Annotated in this window: 15 protein-coding genes; 12 read left to right on the forward strand and 3 right to left on the reverse strand. The window is 74.7% G+C overall.

All coding sequences use genetic code 11. The features are described 5' to 3' along the window. Positions 1-11 precede the first annotated feature (11 nt). The 9 genes from ACH5HR_RS12395 (at position 12) to ACH5HR_RS12435 (ending at position 7,381) form a co-directional block, all read left to right on the forward strand. Positions 12-383, forward strand: coding sequence for a PadR family transcriptional regulator (locus ACH5HR_RS12395; protein WP_402374521.1), 372 nt, complete (start codon positions 12-14; stop codon positions 381-383). Next, positions 380-1,297 carry a permease prefix domain 1-containing protein gene (locus tag ACH5HR_RS12400; protein ID WP_416478121.1) on the forward strand — a complete coding sequence of 306 codons (918 nt, stop codon included), beginning with the start codon at positions 380-382 and terminating at the stop codon, positions 1,295-1,297. Before ACH5HR_RS12395 ends, ACH5HR_RS12400 begins: the two co-directional genes overlap by 4 nt. A gap of 43 nt (positions 1,298-1,340) precedes the next feature. After that, complete coding sequence (locus tag ACH5HR_RS12405; protein WP_402374037.1) at positions 1,341-1,625, forward strand: type II toxin-antitoxin system Phd/YefM family antitoxin; 285 nt, start codon at positions 1,341-1,343, stop codon at positions 1,623-1,625. Between the two features lie 27 nt (positions 1,626-1,652). Then, on the forward strand, positions 1,653-2,075 hold the full coding sequence (locus tag ACH5HR_RS12410; protein ID WP_402374039.1) for a type II toxin-antitoxin system VapC family toxin: 423 nt from the start codon (positions 1,653-1,655) through the stop codon (positions 2,073-2,075). 9 nt (positions 2,076-2,084) lie between these two features. Continuing rightward, the gene (locus ACH5HR_RS12415; RefSeq protein ID WP_416478123.1) at positions 2,085-2,417 is read left to right on the forward strand and encodes a DUF2516 family protein; all 333 of its coding nucleotides are present in this window, start codon (positions 2,085-2,087) and stop codon (positions 2,415-2,417) included. After that, the gene (locus ACH5HR_RS12420) at positions 2,411-3,481 is read left to right on the forward strand and encodes an asparaginase (RefSeq protein ID WP_416478234.1); all 1,071 of its coding nucleotides are present in this window, start codon (positions 2,411-2,413) and stop codon (positions 3,479-3,481) included. The genes ACH5HR_RS12415 and ACH5HR_RS12420 overlap by 7 nt, the downstream gene beginning before the upstream one ends. Beyond that, the gene (dtd, locus tag ACH5HR_RS12425; protein WP_402374043.1) at positions 3,478-3,903 is read left to right on the forward strand and encodes a D-aminoacyl-tRNA deacylase; all 426 of its coding nucleotides are present in this window, start codon (positions 3,478-3,480) and stop codon (positions 3,901-3,903) included. The genes ACH5HR_RS12420 and dtd overlap by 4 nt, the downstream gene beginning before the upstream one ends. Positions 3,904-3,954: 51 nt before the next feature. Beyond that, the gene (locus tag ACH5HR_RS12430) at positions 3,955-5,562 is read left to right on the forward strand and encodes a helix-turn-helix domain-containing protein (RefSeq protein ID WP_416478125.1); all 1,608 of its coding nucleotides are present in this window, start codon (positions 3,955-3,957) and stop codon (positions 5,560-5,562) included. A gap of 181 nt (positions 5,563-5,743) precedes the next feature. Then, positions 5,744-7,381 (forward strand): glycosyl hydrolase family 18 protein, encoded by a 1,638-nt coding sequence (locus ACH5HR_RS12435; protein WP_416478127.1) that lies wholly within the window; start codon positions 5,744-5,746, stop codon positions 7,379-7,381. 49 nt (positions 7,382-7,430) lie between these two features. Here the strand turns inward: ACH5HR_RS12435 and ACH5HR_RS12440 are convergent, their stop codons facing one another. Continuing rightward, the gene (locus tag ACH5HR_RS12440; RefSeq protein WP_416478128.1) at positions 7,431-8,519 is read right to left on the reverse strand and encodes an LPXTG cell wall anchor domain-containing protein; all 1,089 of its coding nucleotides are present in this window, start codon (positions 8,517-8,519) and stop codon (positions 7,431-7,433) included. Between the two features lie 114 nt (positions 8,520-8,633). Next, a complete protein-coding gene (locus tag ACH5HR_RS12445; RefSeq protein WP_416478130.1) occupies positions 8,634-10,505 on the reverse strand; it encodes a DUF4012 domain-containing protein in 1,872 nt (623 codons plus the stop codon). A gap of 156 nt (positions 10,506-10,661) precedes the next feature. Between ACH5HR_RS12445 and ACH5HR_RS12450 the strand changes: the two genes are divergently transcribed. The 3 genes from ACH5HR_RS12450 to ACH5HR_RS12460 are packed head-to-tail and all read left to right on the forward strand — an operon-like array spanning position 10,662 to position 13,133. Then, a complete protein-coding gene (locus ACH5HR_RS12450; protein WP_402374053.1) occupies positions 10,662-11,210 on the forward strand; it encodes an RNA polymerase sigma factor in 549 nt (182 codons plus the stop codon). Between the two features lie 46 nt (positions 11,211-11,256). Beyond that, positions 11,257-12,633, forward strand: a complete 1,377-nt coding sequence (locus ACH5HR_RS12455) for a hypothetical protein (protein ID WP_416478131.1) — start codon at positions 11,257-11,259, stop codon at positions 12,631-12,633. Between the two features lie 56 nt (positions 12,634-12,689). Then, complete coding sequence (locus ACH5HR_RS12460; RefSeq protein ID WP_416478132.1) at positions 12,690-13,133, forward strand: OsmC family peroxiredoxin; 444 nt, start codon at positions 12,690-12,692, stop codon at positions 13,131-13,133. Between the two features lie 23 nt (positions 13,134-13,156). Here the strand turns inward: ACH5HR_RS12460 and ACH5HR_RS12465 are convergent, their stop codons facing one another. After that, positions 13,157-14,272, reverse strand: coding sequence for an NAD-dependent epimerase/dehydratase family protein (locus tag ACH5HR_RS12465; RefSeq protein WP_416478134.1), 1,116 nt, complete (start codon positions 14,270-14,272; stop codon positions 13,157-13,159). Between the last annotated feature and the right edge of the window lie 13 nt (positions 14,273-14,285).

Here is a 14,285-nt window from a genome sequence, read left to right on the forward strand (position 1 = left end):
TACCTGTCGTGATGCAGCCCGATCAGAGCCCTCCGGCGGAGGACGCCTTCTCCGCCGACCTGCTGCGCGGTCACACCGACACGATCGTGCTCGCGACGCTGCGCCGCGGGGACCGCTACGGCTTCGAGATCTACAAGGCGATCCGTGACGCCACCGGCGGAGCGCACGAGATCAAGGAGGCGACGCTCTACGCGACCTACCGCCGTCTGACCCGGGACGGCCTGGTCGAGGCCTACTGGGGCGACGAGTCCCAGGGCGGGCGTCGCAAGTACTACCGGATCACCGACGCCGGCCGCGCCGTCTTCCGTCGCAACGTCGCCGCGTGGCGCGCGACCCGCGACGTCGTCGACACCCTGCTGACAGACAAGGAACCTCGCTCATGACCACGGTCCACCGCCTCCTCGACGACGCATTCGCCGGCGTCGAGCCGACCGCAGAGGTCCAGGACCTCAAGGAGGAGATCCGGGCGAACCTCACCTCCCGGGCCGCCGAGCTCGAGGCCACGGGCGCCGCCCCCGCCGACGCGGCACGCCAGGCCGTCGACGAGCTCGGCGACGTGCGTGCTGTCATCGCCGAGGCGGCGGACCCGGCCCGGTCGCCCGCCGCGTCGTCCCCCACCTCGTCGTCCGCCGCGTACGCGTCGACGGCGCAGGCGATGCTCGCGAACAAGGTGCGGCCGCGGCCTGCCTTCGTCGTCAGCCTCGTGTTCGCGGGAGCCAGCACCGCGGCGCTCCTCGCCCTGACCCTCCTCGGCCTGAGCGGGAACCTCACCGCCCCCGTGGGCGCGCTCGTCGGATGGGTGCTGGGCGCCGCGCTCGGGGCGGGCTGGATCGTGGGCAGCTCCGTGGCGCAGGAGACCACCACCAACCACCCGGTCCCGGGCCGCCGGGCCGCGGGATACGGGCTGGCCGCCGGGCTCGTCGTCAGCGGGCTGGGGCTCGTCGGCATCGTCGTCACCGACGGGCCGCTGTGGCTGACCGCGCTCGCCGCGCCCCTGCTCGTGAGCGGGGCCGCGCTGTTCGCCGGGCTCGGTGCCACGCAGACCAACCGCAAGAAGGCATGGTTCCGCGAGGTCACGGCCGAGCACGGCACGGTCGGCGACCGGTTCGACCGCGACCCCGAGGCCGCGGCGCGGTTCGGCATCCTCACGGCGGTGATCTGGGTGACGGCGTTCGTCGTCTTCGTCGTCGTCGGCCTGGCCGGCGGCTGGGCGTGGTCCTGGCTGGCGTTCGTGGTCGGCTGGATCGCGTTCATGCTCCTGCTGGCCAAGATGCTCTTCGGCGGTCCCGCGCGGTGAGAGCCCTGTTCGGCTCCCGCTCGTGGGTGTACCGTCGCTGGTCATGGAGGTATCCGTCAGCGCGTTGCGCGCCGAGCTGAAGTCATGGATCGAGAGGGCTCGCGACGGCGAGGACGTGGTCGTCACCGACCGTGGGGTCCCGGTCGCCCGGCTCACTGGCGTGGGCAGCGCCGACCTGGTGAGCGAGCTCGTCCGTGACGGTCTGCTCACCCCGGCCCAGGCCGAGCGCCCCACCCACACCGTGCCGCCCACGGCGCAGGCCCTGGGCGCGGCCAACGGTGCCTCCCGCTCCGGTCTGTCCGGCCTCGTCCGGCGCATCCGCCGCTGAGTGAGCCGCTGAGAGGATCCGCCCCCGATGGCACTCGTCTACTTCGACGCCAGCGCGCTGGTGAAGCTGTGCGTCCCCGAGCACGGCTCCGACCTGGCGAGCGCGCTGTGGAACCGGGCCGACGTCGTCGTCACGTCCCGGCTGGCCGACACGGAGCTGCGGGCGACCCTCGCCGCGGGGGAGCGCGCCGGCGTGCTCGACCCGGGCTCCCGCCGTCGTGCGCTCGACCGCTGGACCGCGCTCTGGCCCGCCCTGCACCTCGTGGAGCTCACCGCGCGCGTCGCCGGCACCGCGGCCGAGCTCGCCGCGGGGCCGCACCCGCTGCGCGGCGGGGACGCCGTGCACGTGGCCAGCGCCCTCGCCGTCGCGCACGACGACACCCTCGTCGCGGCGTGGGACGAGCACGTCGCCACGGCGGCGCGGGACCGACGGCTCCGCGTCCTCCCGTAGCCTGGTCGCGTGATCGCGAACCTCCAGTTCTACGTGCTCGCCGCCCTGGCGGTCGTCGTCTTCGTCGTCCAGGTGTGGGCGCTCATCGATGCGTTGCGCCGGCCCGCGCACGGGTTCGTCGCCGAGGGCAAGCTCAAGAAGCCGATCTGGCTGCTCATCCTGGGCGTCGCCGTCGTGCTCGGGTTCCTGGGTCTCCCGTCGGGCGGCAGCGCGGGCAACGCGGTGGGCTTCCTCAACATCATCGCGGTGGTGGCCTCCATCGTGTACCTCGTCGACGTGCGCCCGAAGCTCCGGGCGTACGGCCCGGGCAAGGGCCGCTCGCAGGGTTCGAGCAGCTGGTGACCGCGGGGATCGACCGGGGCGCCGTCCCGCTCGCGGAGGTCGTGCGCGGCGACCTCGTCGAGTCGGTCCACCTGGGCCACCTCGTCGTCCTGGACCCGCACGGTGACGTGGTCCTCGCCGCCGGGGAGCCGACAGCGCAGATCTGGCCACGCTCGTCGCTCAAGCCGCTGCAGGCGGTCGCGATGGTCCGGGCAGGGCTCGACCTGCCGCCGGAGCTCCTGGCGCTCGCGGCCGCGAGCCACAGCGGGGAGCCGGTGCACCGGGACGGCGTGCAGGCGATCCTCGCGGGTGCCGGGCTCAGCGCCGACGCGCTGCGGAACACCCCGGGCCTGCCCATGTACCCGCCGGCGGCCGCGGACTGGCTGCGCGCGGGCCGGGACGCGGAGCAGATCACGCAGAACTGCTCCGGCAAGCACGCGGCCATGCTCGCCACGTGCGTCGCCGCCGGCTGGGACACCGGCGACTACCTCGCGGTCGACCATCCGCTGCAGCGGGCGGTGCGGGCCACCGTCACCGAGCTGACCGGCACCGAGCCCGAGCACGTGACGACGGACGGCTGCGGTGCGCCGCTGTTCGCGACGACGTTGAGAGGGCTGGCCCGCTCGTTCGGCACGCTCGCCGGCGCGGCCGGGCGGCACGGCCCGGCCGGGCAGGAGGCCGCCGCCGACGGCCCGCTGGAGCCGACGGCGCGGGTGGCGCAGGCCATGTCCACGCACCCCGAGATGGTGGCGGGCACCGGGCGGGAGGACACCCTGGCGATGCGGGCGGTGCCGGGCGTGGTGGCGAAGATCGGTGCCGACGGCGTGTGCGCGGCCGGCCTCCCGGACGGTTCCTCGCTGGCGTTCAAGGTGCTCGACGGTGCCGACCGGCCCCGGCCCGCGCTGCTCGCCGCGGCACTGCGCCTCGCGGGCGCCCTGGACGTGCGGGGCGCCGATCCTGCGGCCCTGGTGGCCGTCGGCCACGTCGCCGTGCTCGGCGGTGGCCGGCCCGTGGGCGAGGTCCGCACGGTGCTCGACGGGCCGCCCGGCGCGCGCTCCGCCGTCGGCCCGGGAGTGCGGTCGTGAGGGCGGTGCTCCAGCGGGCGACCCGCGCGAGCGTGACGGTCGACGGCGAGGTGGTGGGCGCGTTCGACCGGCCCGGGCTGGTGGCGCTGGTCGGTGTCACTCACGACGACGGACCGGCGGACGCCGCGACGATCGCGCGCAAGATCGCCGACCTGCGTCTCCTGCGGGGCGAGCGGTCGGTGGTCGACGAGGGCGCCCCGGTGCTGGTGGTCAGCCAGTTCACGCTGTACGGCGACGCGCGCAAGGGGCGCCGGCCGACCTGGCAGGCCGCGGCGCCGGGGCCGGTGGCGGAGCCGCTGGTCGATGCCGTGGTGGCCGACCTGCGCGCGCGGGGCCTCGAGGTCTCGACCGGGGTGTTCGGCGCCGACATGGCGGTAGAACTGGTGAACGACGGTCCGATCACTATGATGTTGGAGACCTAACAAACTTCTGACCTGCGCCGACCCGGCAAAGGTCGACCCCGGAGGTTGACGATGGCGTCGAACCCGCCGGTCGACGCGCTCGCACTGCTCGGCCACGAGACCCGGCGTGCTGTCGCGCCCCACGTCGCGGCGCGGCTGGTCCGGGGGACGGCCGGCGACGCCGCGGCGCTCGCCCAGCTCGCGGCCGTCCTGCGGCCCGAGCACCTGGCCGGCACGGCCCTCCTGCCCGACCCGCTCCCGGCCGTCCCGGCGGTCCGTGCGAGCCGGGGCCCTACGCAGGGCGGCGCGGCGGACCGTCGGGTGCTGCTGTGCGCGGCCGTGGCCGTCACCGACCGCGCCGACATCCTGCTGCGGGCCACCGGTGACGCGACGGAGGCGCTCGTGGCCGGACCGGTGGTCGAGGACGTCGAGCTCACGGACGGACGCTTCCGGATCACCGACCCCCGGATGCGGTGCGTGGTGCACGACGACGCCGACCTCGCGCAGCGCACCGCCGCCCACACCGCGTTGGCGCGCGCGGCCCGGGACTGCGGCGAGCCGGGCATCGCCCTCTGGCACACGGCACTCAGCACCCTCGCCGGCGACGAGCTGCTCGCCGACGGCCTCGTCGAGCTCGCGGAGCTGCTCGCGTCGCACGGGGACACCGAGGCCGCCCACGAGGTGGCGAGGGAGGCCGCGAGCCACGGCACGGGGGACCGGCGCGCCCGGGCCTTCCTGGTGGCCGGCCGCTCCGCGTTGTGGAGCGGGCACCTCGTCGACGCGCAGGACTGGCTGCGGCGGGCGGACAGCAGCGGCGTCCCCACGGTCGAGCGGGACGCCGCACGCTGTGCCGCGGCGGTGCGGGCGCTGCTCACCGGGGAGACCGCCGAGCGGTCCGATGCCGACGCCACGCCCGGCGCCCGGCTGGCCCGGACGGTCGAACCGCTGGTCGGCACGGCCGGCACCCGTGCCGACCGGGCTGCCGTGGCTGCCGTGGCCGCTTGCCTGGGCATGCTCGAGAACGATCCCGCCCAGGCAGAGGCGCTGCTCGTCCGTACCGTCGCCGGTGTCGTGCCGGCCCGGCGTCGGCCCGGGCCCTGGCCGTCGGCGTCCGGCGCGCTCGCCCCGCTGGCGGAGGCCGCCGTCCGGGCGGCTCAGGCGTTGCTGCTGCTGCGCGCCGGCCAGACGGGGGCCGCCGCCACCGTGCTCGACGAGGCCGTCGACCGGCTCCCGATGGCGCACGTCGGCGGCGGGCTCGCCGGCGAGGTGTCCCGGCGGCTCGACGCGGCGTGCCCCGGTCGCCCGACGGCGGTGACCGTAGCGCTCGAGCGGGTGGGGCCGCCGCGCACGGCACCCGCTGTCGCCGCGGCGGCCGGGCGGTGGACGCGGCCCGCGGACCGCGGTTGCTCGCTGCTCGCCGCCGTGGGCAGCCGAGGCTGCGCGGGCGGGTCCGACGACGAGCCCGACGGTGCGCTGCCGCTCGCCTGGTCGGTGGTGCTGACGGCGCGGGAGACGGAGGTCGCCCGGCTGGTCACGGCCGGGATGACGAACCGCGAGGTGGCCAACGCCCTGTGCGTCTCCGTGCGCACGGTCGAGGTGCACCTGGGCCGCGTCTTCCGCAAGCTCGACGTGCGGTCACGGTCGGAGCTCGTGGTCCTGGCGCTGCGGCCGGTCCGGTGACCGTCCGTGTGGGGCGCGGGCGTGCACGCCGATCAGGGAAATCACGTAGCGGGACCGGTGCGCGCCGGTCGGTCGTGTGGTTTTCCCGGATGACCTGATAGGAAGCCTTCCTTACTTTTGAGGCGCACGGTTCGTACGCCCGGCCCGACGACGATGTCGGGCTCCAGAGAGAGGAAGAACCATGTCGAGACCAGCAGGAGGGGCACGCCGGGTCGTGGCTGCCGTGGCCGGTGCCGCCGTCGCGCTCACCGGTGCCCTCGGCGCCGTGGCGGCCACGAGCGCGAGCGCCGGGGAGCCGTCCAGCGGGGACAGCGCGATCAACGGGTTCCGCAACGTCGGCTACTTCACGCAGTGGGGCGTCTACGGGCGGGACTTCCAGGTCGCCGACCTCGTGACCTCCGGTGCCGCCGAGAACCTCACCCACATCAACTACTCCTTCGGCAACATCCACCACGAGAGCCTCGAGTGCTTCGTGGCGAACAAGGCGCAGGGCACCGGACCGAACGGGTCGGACGGCGCGGGCGACGCGTGGGCGGACTTCGGGATGGGCTACACCGCGGCGAGCTCCGTCGCAGGCGTCGCCGACACCTGGGACCAGCCGCTGGCCGGGTCGTTCAACCAGCTCAAGCAGCTCAAGGAGCTCCACCCCGACCTCAAGGTCATGCTGTCCATCGGCGGCTGGACCTGGTCGAAGAACTTCTCGCGCGCCGCGGCCACCCCGGCGTCCCGGGAGAGCTTCGTGTCATCCTGCATCGACCTCTACATCAAGGGCGACCTGCCCGTGATCGACGGTCGCGGTGGTCCCGGGGCCGCCGCCGGCGTGTTCGACGGCATCGACATCGACTGGGAGTGGCCCGGCACGCACAGCGGTCTGGAGGGCAACCACGTCGACGAGGAGAACGACGCCGAGAACTTCCGCCTGCTGCTGGCCGAGTTCCGTGAGCAGCTGGACGCCTACGGCGCGCAGACCGGTGAGGACTACCTCCTCAGCGCGTTCCTCCCGGCCAACCCGGACGACATCGCCGCCGGCGGCTGGAACGACCCAAGGATCTTCGACTCGCTCGACTTCGGCAACGTCCAGGGGTACGACCTGCACGGCGCCTGGGATGCGGACCTGACCGGTCACCAGATCAACCTCTACGACGACCCGGCGGACACCCGCGAGCCGAGCCGACAGTTCTCGGTGGACACCGCCGTCCAGGAGTACGTCTCGGCCGGCGTGGACCCGGCCCAGCTCGGCCTTGGCATGGCCATGTACGGCCGTGGGTGGCAGGGCGCGACGTCGGCGGACGCCTGGGGACCGGCGACCGGCGCCGCTGCGGGCACGTGGGAGGCCGGCATCGAGGACTACGACGTGCTGCGCGACGTCGGCACGGAGCACTACGACGCCACCCTCGGCGCCGCCTGGCGCTACGACGGCAACCAGTGGTGGTCGCTGGACACGCCGGCCACCGTGGCACAGAAGTCCGCGTACGTCCGCGACCGGGGCCTCGGCGGCGCCATGTGGTGGGACCTCTCCGGCGACGAGGACGCCGAGCTGCTCGACGCCGTCGCCGCCGGACTGTTCAGCGGCCCGGCCGGGCCGGTCGACCCCGGCACGCCCGACCCGGACCCGACGCCCGACCCGGACCCGACGCCCGACCCGACGCCAGACCCCGACCCGGACTGCGGTGACGGGTGGAGCAGCGGCGCGGTGTACACCGCCGGCGACCTCGTCTCCTGGGACGGGCACACCTGGCGGGCCAAGTGGTGGACGACGGGCGAGGAGCCCGGAACCACCGGGCAGTGGGGAGTGTGGGAAGACTTCGGTACCTGCTGAGGCCCGCCCGGTCCGGGGAGGCGGCGTCACTCTCGCGGTCGGCTGCCGGTCACTCGGTCCCGACCGACCCGCGGCGTCGGCGGACCACCACGACGATCACGGCGCCGGCGGCAAGGAGCCCGGCAGCGACGGCCAGCAGTCCGAGGACCTCGCCGCCCGTCTGCGGCAGGAACGGGATCGTCGACGCGCCCGGTCCCGGCGGGCCCGCCACGGTGTCGCCCGGGGGCGGCACCTCCTCGTCGATGCAGCCGTCGGTGTCCTGCGGGAAGGTCACGGGGATCGTCACCTCGGGGTTGACGGTGAACGTGACGTCGACGGTGCCGACCGCCCAGCCGAAGTCCCGGGTGTTCTGCCACATGTTGTTGACGAGCTCCCAGCCGTCGTCTGCAGAGAGCTCGACGAACCGTTCCGGGTAGGCGCCCGGCCAGAGCACCCTGCCCTCGAGCGGCTGGTCGGCCTGGACGAAGTTCTCGCCGTCCGGGTTGTGCCACGTCAGCGTCACCGTCGTGCTCGGGTCGCCGGTGAGAGACACCCGGTAGTCGAGGTACGTCACGCCCTCCACGCACAGGGGGGTGAGAGTGTCGACCTCCATCGCCGGCTCCTCGACCCCGGGCGGGTTCGTGGCGCAGTCCGGGGACGACGGCGGGTAGCCGACCGTCCGCGTCGCGGACGGGTTGACCTCGAAGACGACCTCCACGGACGGGCGCACCCAGTCCCACTCGTCGCCCACGACCCACTCGCCGTCAACGAGGCTCCACCCCGGCCAGTCCACCGGGTTGCCCGCGCCGTCGACCTCGGCGCCCGGCCAGAGGACCCGGCCGGACATCGGCTGGTCGGCCAGGACGTAGTCGTCGCCGGTGGGGTTCACGAAGGTGATCGTCACCGCGTCGGGCGCGGGCTCCACACCCTCCGTCACGGCGTCGTACTGCAGGTAGGGCACGTCGCCGTCGCAGATCGGGTCGAGGATCTCGAGCTCGAGGTTCTCCTCGGGCTCCTCGGTGTATCCCGTGACGCTCGGTGACGGGCTCGGGCCGTCGTCCGTGTCGGCCACCGCGAGCGTCCCGCCGCCGAGCACGACGACGGTGCTGAGGCCCAGCGCCGTGAGAGCGCGTCGCCGCGCGCGTGGTGCCGATGTCATCGGTCCGTCCCCTTTGGTGTGCCGTGCGCTGGTGTCGCTGTGGCCTTTCACGCTAGCGACGGCGGGGCGGCGCGGGTATGTCTGGTACGGGTGAAAGCGGCTGGACCGCCGTTTTCACCCGCAGAACGGGACGTCGAGCTCGCGGAGCCCTGACGTGCTCACCGTGGGCGTGGACCACACCTCGAGGCGGCCCGGGACGCCGGCCCCCTCACCGCGGGCCGCTGCCGCGGAGGCAGGAACGGCGATCTCGATCGTCGTCGTCCTCCCCGGGCGCAGCGTCACCGCGATGGTGGTGTGCTGCCGGCCGTGCACGGCCAGGCTCGACCCGCCGATCGGGGCGCCGTCCTGGGTCAGTGCCGGTGCCCCGCCGCCGTGCACCCCGGCGGCCGTGAGGTTGACCACGATGTCCCCCCGGCGCGGGTCGTCCTCGGGGCCAGCCACGTAGAACGGCAGCTCACGGGCTCGCTCGCGGTCGAGCCGGTTGGTGAGCGTGACCGCCACGGTGTCCAGGCGGCCGTCACCGGTGCACACCGACGCCGCCAGCGCGAGCTCGACGTCCAGGTAGGCGGACATCTTCCCGGCCTTCGTGTCCTCGAGGAACACTCCGACGGAGTCCGCGGCGCGCTCCGCGCCGAAGGTCCCGGCGACCAACGTGCCCGTCAGCAGCTCCTGCTCGTCGGGCGACGCCGACCAGATGAGGAACCGGTGCTGCGCTGCCGCCTGCTCGAACGCCGGCAGGACGGCGGTGGTGTCCACCTCGTCGGTGGCCAGGGTGCTGAAGGTCGCGGCGGCGACCGCCGCGAAGAACTGGTCGGCGACGTCGGGCCGCAGCGAGTCGTAGACCCGGCGCAGCAGCAGGTCGACGACGTTGTCCGCGTGGACCTCGATGCTGTCGCTGCCCACGGCCGCGGCCACCTCCTCGGGGAGCGGCACCTGCACGGGTCCGGTCGCCTCGAGCAGGAAGGACAGCGCGACCGGGTCGGTGGCGATCACGCCGTCGACCTGCTCGCCCTGCGACCGTGCCCACATCTCCGCGGCGACGGCGCCCGTGGTCGGGAACTCCGGGGTGGCCGTGACGTCCTGCACGAACCGTCCGAGACGCGCGGAGTAGGCCGACTCCTCCTCCGGGTCGAGGGGGACGACGCTCTCCTCGAACGGCCCGACGTCGCTGCTGGCGGCCTGCTTCTCGATCGTCACCCGGCCGTCCTCGACGGCCATCAGGGTGAGGGCGCCCGGGATGCCGCCGGCGGCCCGCAGCTCGCCGTTGTTCATGCCCAGCAGCAGGTACTGCCGTGGCCCGTCAGCGCCCAGCATCGGTGGCAGGAGCGACGTGGCGCGCTCCGCGGTCCTCGTGATGCCGGCCAGCTCGTCGAGCCGGGCGTCGAGCGTCACGAGCGGTTCCACGAGCTCGGAGCGGATGCGGGTGGGATCCACCTGGTCCAGCTCGCCCCGCGCCTCGTCGAGGGTCACCCGCGCGGCAGCGACCTGCCCGGCCACCTCGGACAGCGGGACGAGGTCGACGCCGCCGTCGTCGGTGCGGTCGGTCGCCGTCGCCGCGTCACCGGCCGCGGCGAGGGCGGGCAGCACGTCCTCGGCGAGGTCGTGGAGCGCGGAGGCGACGCGCTGGACGGCGTCCACGGAGTCCCCGATCACGGGCAGGTACGCCGCGAGGTCCCACAGCACGCCGTCGGTCGCGTCGCGTGCCGTCGCGGTCTGCTCCTGCAGGGCGACGAGACCGGGGGCGTCCGTGAGCGACTGCCCGGACCCGTCGAACAGTCCCCCGCGCAAGGTCTGCTCGACGGCGGGGACCTGCGCGGCGGCGTCTTGGAGCGCGTCACGGGCCGTCAGCGCGTCGCGGATCATCAGGGCCGCGGCGACCAGAGTGGCGATCACGAGCACGACCATCGTCAGCAGCACCCAGCGCAGGACGCGGCGCCGCGGCCGCACCCTTCGCAGGTCCGCTGCACCGCCGGTCTCGACGGTCATACCGGCAGGGTACGTGGCCGACTGACCGCGAGGTCAGCGCGTCGCAGGGTGAAACCGGTCCTGACGTGGTGCAAGGCTGGGGGTCCTCGCGACACAGAGCAGGCAACCGGCAGGCAGACCGTCGCAGCGCCGCGACCACCGACCGCAGGAGGCACCGTGACCCCCGACGTGGCGATCGAGCACGACGACGCCTGGTTCGACGCGCTGTTCGCCGCGCACTCGCGAGCCGTCCACCGATACTTCCTGCGCCGCCTCCCGGCGGGGGACGGCTCACGGGACGACGCCGAGGACCTCGCCGCCGACGTGCTCGCCACGGCTTGGCGACGCCGCACCGACGTGCCGCGCGGGGCGGAGCTGCCCTGGCTCTACCGGACCGCCGGACACGTGCTCGCCAACCATCGGCGCAAGCATCGCGCGCTGCCGGTGGCCGCCGTGCCGGACGAGCCGGACGACGTCGACCCGGCGGTGCTCGCCGTCGCCGACGACCGTGTACGCCGCGCGTTGGCCGGGCTCTCACCCCGCGACCGGCGCATCCTGCTCCTCGTCGCGTGGGACGGCCTCGGCGGCGACGACCTCGCCGAGGTGCTCGGTGTGGGTCGCGGCGGCGCGGACGCCGCTCTCTCCCGCGCCCGCTCGCGCCTGCGCGACGCCTGGGCGCAGGCCGACGACGAGGCGGCCGACGGGACGCAAGGAACCAGCACGTGAGGACACAGGCAGGGTGTCAGAGCGAGCGCGTCCCGAGGAGGCCGTGATGAACACCGAGGACGAAGCCTTCGAGCGGCTCGCCGCGGCGGACCCGGCAGCCGGTACGGAGCCGCGGCCGGGCGCGCTCCGGGCCAAGGTCGACGCGCTGGCGGACGGCCCGACGCACGCTCCGCCGTCGGGCAGCGACGAGGTCGCCGCGCGGCGGGCTCGCCGCACGCCCTGGCTGGTGGCTGCCGGGGTGGCCGGTGCGGTGGCGCTGGGTGGCGGCGGGTACGCGCTCGGCGTGGCCGGGTCCGACGGCGCGGTGCCCGCGGCCAGCGGCGAGGTGGCCGGCGAGGCGCTGCCGCCGATCACGCTCGGTGGTGGCCGCGACGGGGCGGAGCCCGCCGAGAACGGCGCCGCGGCCGGGGCGGCGGACGAGCAGGCGACGGCCGGCGACTCGGCCGCGTCCTCCAGCCGCGACGTGTCCCTGCCCGGCTGGCACGACGGCCGGGCCGTGTTCAGCGCGAGCGGGCTCTCCGACGAGGCGGGCACCGCGACCGCCTACTCCTACGACGCCCGCGAGGTCGCCACCGAGGCCGGTGCCGCCCGCCTGGCCGAGACGCTCGACGTCTCGGGCGAGCCGCGCTGGGAGTGGGGTGCCTGGAACGTGGGGCCGCGCGACGGCGGAGGACCGGGCATCTGGCTCTCCGTGGACGGCACCGCCTACTTCAGCTACAACGACCCGGCCGCCGACCCGTGGCGGTGCGACGGTCCGGTCGAGACGCTGGAGCGCGAGGACACCGGGGACGAGGCGGACGTCATCGAGCCCGCCCCCTGCGAGCAGCCGGGCGACCCGGAGCTCTCGCCGCAGGACGCGATCGACGAGGTGCGCGACCTCATGGAGCAGGTCGGGGTCGACCCGTCCGGCTTCGAGTTCGAGGTGCCCGACGACGGCGGCGAGGGGGCGCGGTGGGTGAGCGCCCAGCAGGTGGTCGAGGGGCAGGAGACCGGGGCGTCCTGGAGCGCGACCGTCGGCGACCAGGGCATCGCGTGGCTCGACGGGTTCCTCGCCGCGACGGTGCCCCTCGGCGACTACCCGGTGGTGAGCCCGGCGGAGGCCGTGGAGCGGCTGGGCGACCCGCGCTTCGGTGGGTCCTCCTGGCCCGTGGTGTACGCGGCCGAGTCGCAGGAGCTGCTCGAGATGCGGGTCGAGGAGGAGACGGAGCCGACGCCGCCGCCCGCACCGCCGTCGTCGGGCAGCGACGTGCCGTGGCCCGTGTCCGAGGTGACCATCACCGAGGCTCGGCTGGGTCTCACCCAGCACCACGACGCCGGCGGGTCCGTCCTGCTGCTGCCCGCCTACGAGCTGAGCGACGCCGCGGGGAACACCTGGTCGGTGCTCGCGGTGGCCGACGAGGCGCTCGACACCACCTCTCCATGAGGGGCGTACCGGGGTACGGTCGGGGTGTCCCTGCAGCAGCTCCGAAGGAGATCGCCATGCCCACTCGTACCGCACGCACCGCCTGGAACGGCACCCTGCAGGAAGGGTCGGGCCAGCTGGAGCTCTCGAGCTCCGGCGCCGGGACGTTCTCGGTCTCGTTCCCGAAGCGTGCCGCCGACGACGCGGACGGCACCACCAGCCCCGAGGAGATGATCGCGGCCGCGCACTCCTCGTGCTTCTCGATGGCCCTCGCCGGCGAGCTCGGCAACGTCGGAGCCTCGCCCGAGCAGGTGGAGGTCACCGCCGACGTCACGCTGTCGCCGGACCCGGCGGGCGGCTTCCGCATCTCCGCGATCGCGCTGTCCGTGCGAGGCTACGCCGCCGGCACCGACGAGGCCGGCTTCCGCCAGGCCGCCGAGGCCGCGAAGACCGCTTGCCCGGTGTCCAAGGCGCTCGCGGGCGTCGATGAGATCACCCTCGACGTCACGTACGAGGGCTGAGCCGGAGCGAGCTTTCTCTGCTCCTACTTCGTGAGCGGCGGGGTGCTGGCGTGAGCGCCGTCCAGCACCCCGCCGAGCACCTCGAGCAGCACCTCTTGCTGCGTGCGGGTCGGCCGCCAGCGCAGCACGTCCCGGGCGCGCGAGGCGTCCATGACGATGTTCGCCGCCGCCATGTCGAGCCACCCCGCGTCGATCGGGACGACGCGCGCGCGGGACGCCAGGTCCAGGCCGCGCCGCAGGAGGCCGACCGGTAGCTCCACGAGCCGCCCGTCGGCGAGCAGGTCGGCGAGGTCCTGGCCGGTGAGGCCGCCGTCGGGAGCGAGGTTGAACGCCCCGGGATGGCGGCCGACGACGGCGGCGCGCACGGCGCTCGCGGTGTCGTCCGGGTGCAGCACCTGCAGGCGGACGCCGCGGGGGAACGGGACGAGCGGGAACAGCGGGGGGTCGACGGGCTCCGGGCGCTCGTCGGCGTGCCAGCCGCGGATCAGCCCGCCGAGAGCCTGGCCGACCGGCCCGGCCGCGACCTTGAGCCCGATCCGGCCCAGCGGACCCAGGAAGTAGCGCCCGATCTCGGCCCCGGCCTCGCGCTGCAGCATGATCGCCGGACGCATCCGTGTCACGGTGAGCCACGGTTCGGCAGCCTCGACGCCGTCCAGCATCGTCTCGACCTCGGCCTTGTCGAGCGCGTACGCCGAGCCGGGCACGCCGCGGGTCGGCCAGCTCTCGTCGATCGCGTGGCCGTCGGCCGGGCCGGGCGAGTACACCCCGGACGCCGACATGAAGATCAGGTGCGGCACCCGGTTGCGCACCACGGCGTCGACGACGGCGCGGGTCCCGTCCACGTTGACGTGGTGCAGCACGTCGGGCCTGCGTGCCGGCTGGATCGCCCACACCAGGTGGATGACGACGTCCGCCCCGGCGAGCGCCGTGTCCAGCGGTTCGGCGACCGTGGCGTCGTCGGCGAGGTCGACGCGCGCCCATTCGGCGGCGTCGTGCGGCGGGCCGACGGTGCTGCTGCCGTCCGCTCGGGGGACGCGGCGCGCGACCCCCACGACGGAGGTCACCACCGGTTCGGCGACCAGGGCGCGCAGGATCGCTGTCCCGACGTTTCCGGTGGCTCCCACGACGACGACTCGCATGGCTCGACGCTAT

Source organism: Isoptericola maris (genome assembly GCF_048065335.1).
Classification (GTDB): Bacteria; Actinomycetota; Actinomycetes; order Actinomycetales; family Cellulomonadaceae; genus Isoptericola; species Isoptericola rhizosphaerae.

Excerpts from the sequence above, each read along its gene's own strand:
- ACH5HR_RS12395 (WP_402374521.1), top strand. The coding sequence starts at position 12 with ATGCAGCCCGATCAGAGCCCTCCGGCGGAGGACGCCTTCTCCGCCGAC.
- ACH5HR_RS12400 (WP_416478121.1), top strand. The coding sequence starts at position 380 with ATGACCACGGTCCACCGCCTCCTCGACGACGCATTCGCCGGCGTCGAG.
- ACH5HR_RS12405 (WP_402374037.1), top strand. The coding sequence starts at position 1,341 with ATGGAGGTATCCGTCAGCGCGTTGCGCGCCGAGCTGAAGTCATGGATC.
- ACH5HR_RS12410 (WP_402374039.1), top strand. The coding sequence starts at position 1,653 with ATGGCACTCGTCTACTTCGACGCCAGCGCGCTGGTGAAGCTGTGCGTC.
- ACH5HR_RS12430 (WP_416478125.1), top strand. The coding sequence starts at position 3,955 with ATGGCGTCGAACCCGCCGGTCGACGCGCTCGCACTGCTCGGCCACGAG.
- ACH5HR_RS12435 (WP_416478127.1), top strand. The coding sequence starts at position 5,744 with ATGTCGAGACCAGCAGGAGGGGCACGCCGGGTCGTGGCTGCCGTGGCC.
- ACH5HR_RS12440 (WP_416478128.1), bottom strand. The coding sequence starts at position 8,519 with ATGACATCGGCACCACGCGCGCGGCGACGCGCTCTCACGGCGCTGGGC.
- ACH5HR_RS12445 (WP_416478130.1), bottom strand. The coding sequence starts at position 10,505 with ATGACCGTCGAGACCGGCGGTGCAGCGGACCTGCGAAGGGTGCGGCCG.
- ACH5HR_RS12455 (WP_416478131.1), top strand. The coding sequence starts at position 11,257 with ATGAACACCGAGGACGAAGCCTTCGAGCGGCTCGCCGCGGCGGACCCG.
- ACH5HR_RS12460 (WP_416478132.1), top strand. The coding sequence starts at position 12,690 with ATGCCCACTCGTACCGCACGCACCGCCTGGAACGGCACCCTGCAGGAA.
- ACH5HR_RS12465 (WP_416478134.1), bottom strand. The coding sequence starts at position 14,272 with ATGCGAGTCGTCGTCGTGGGAGCCACCGGAAACGTCGGGACAGCGATC.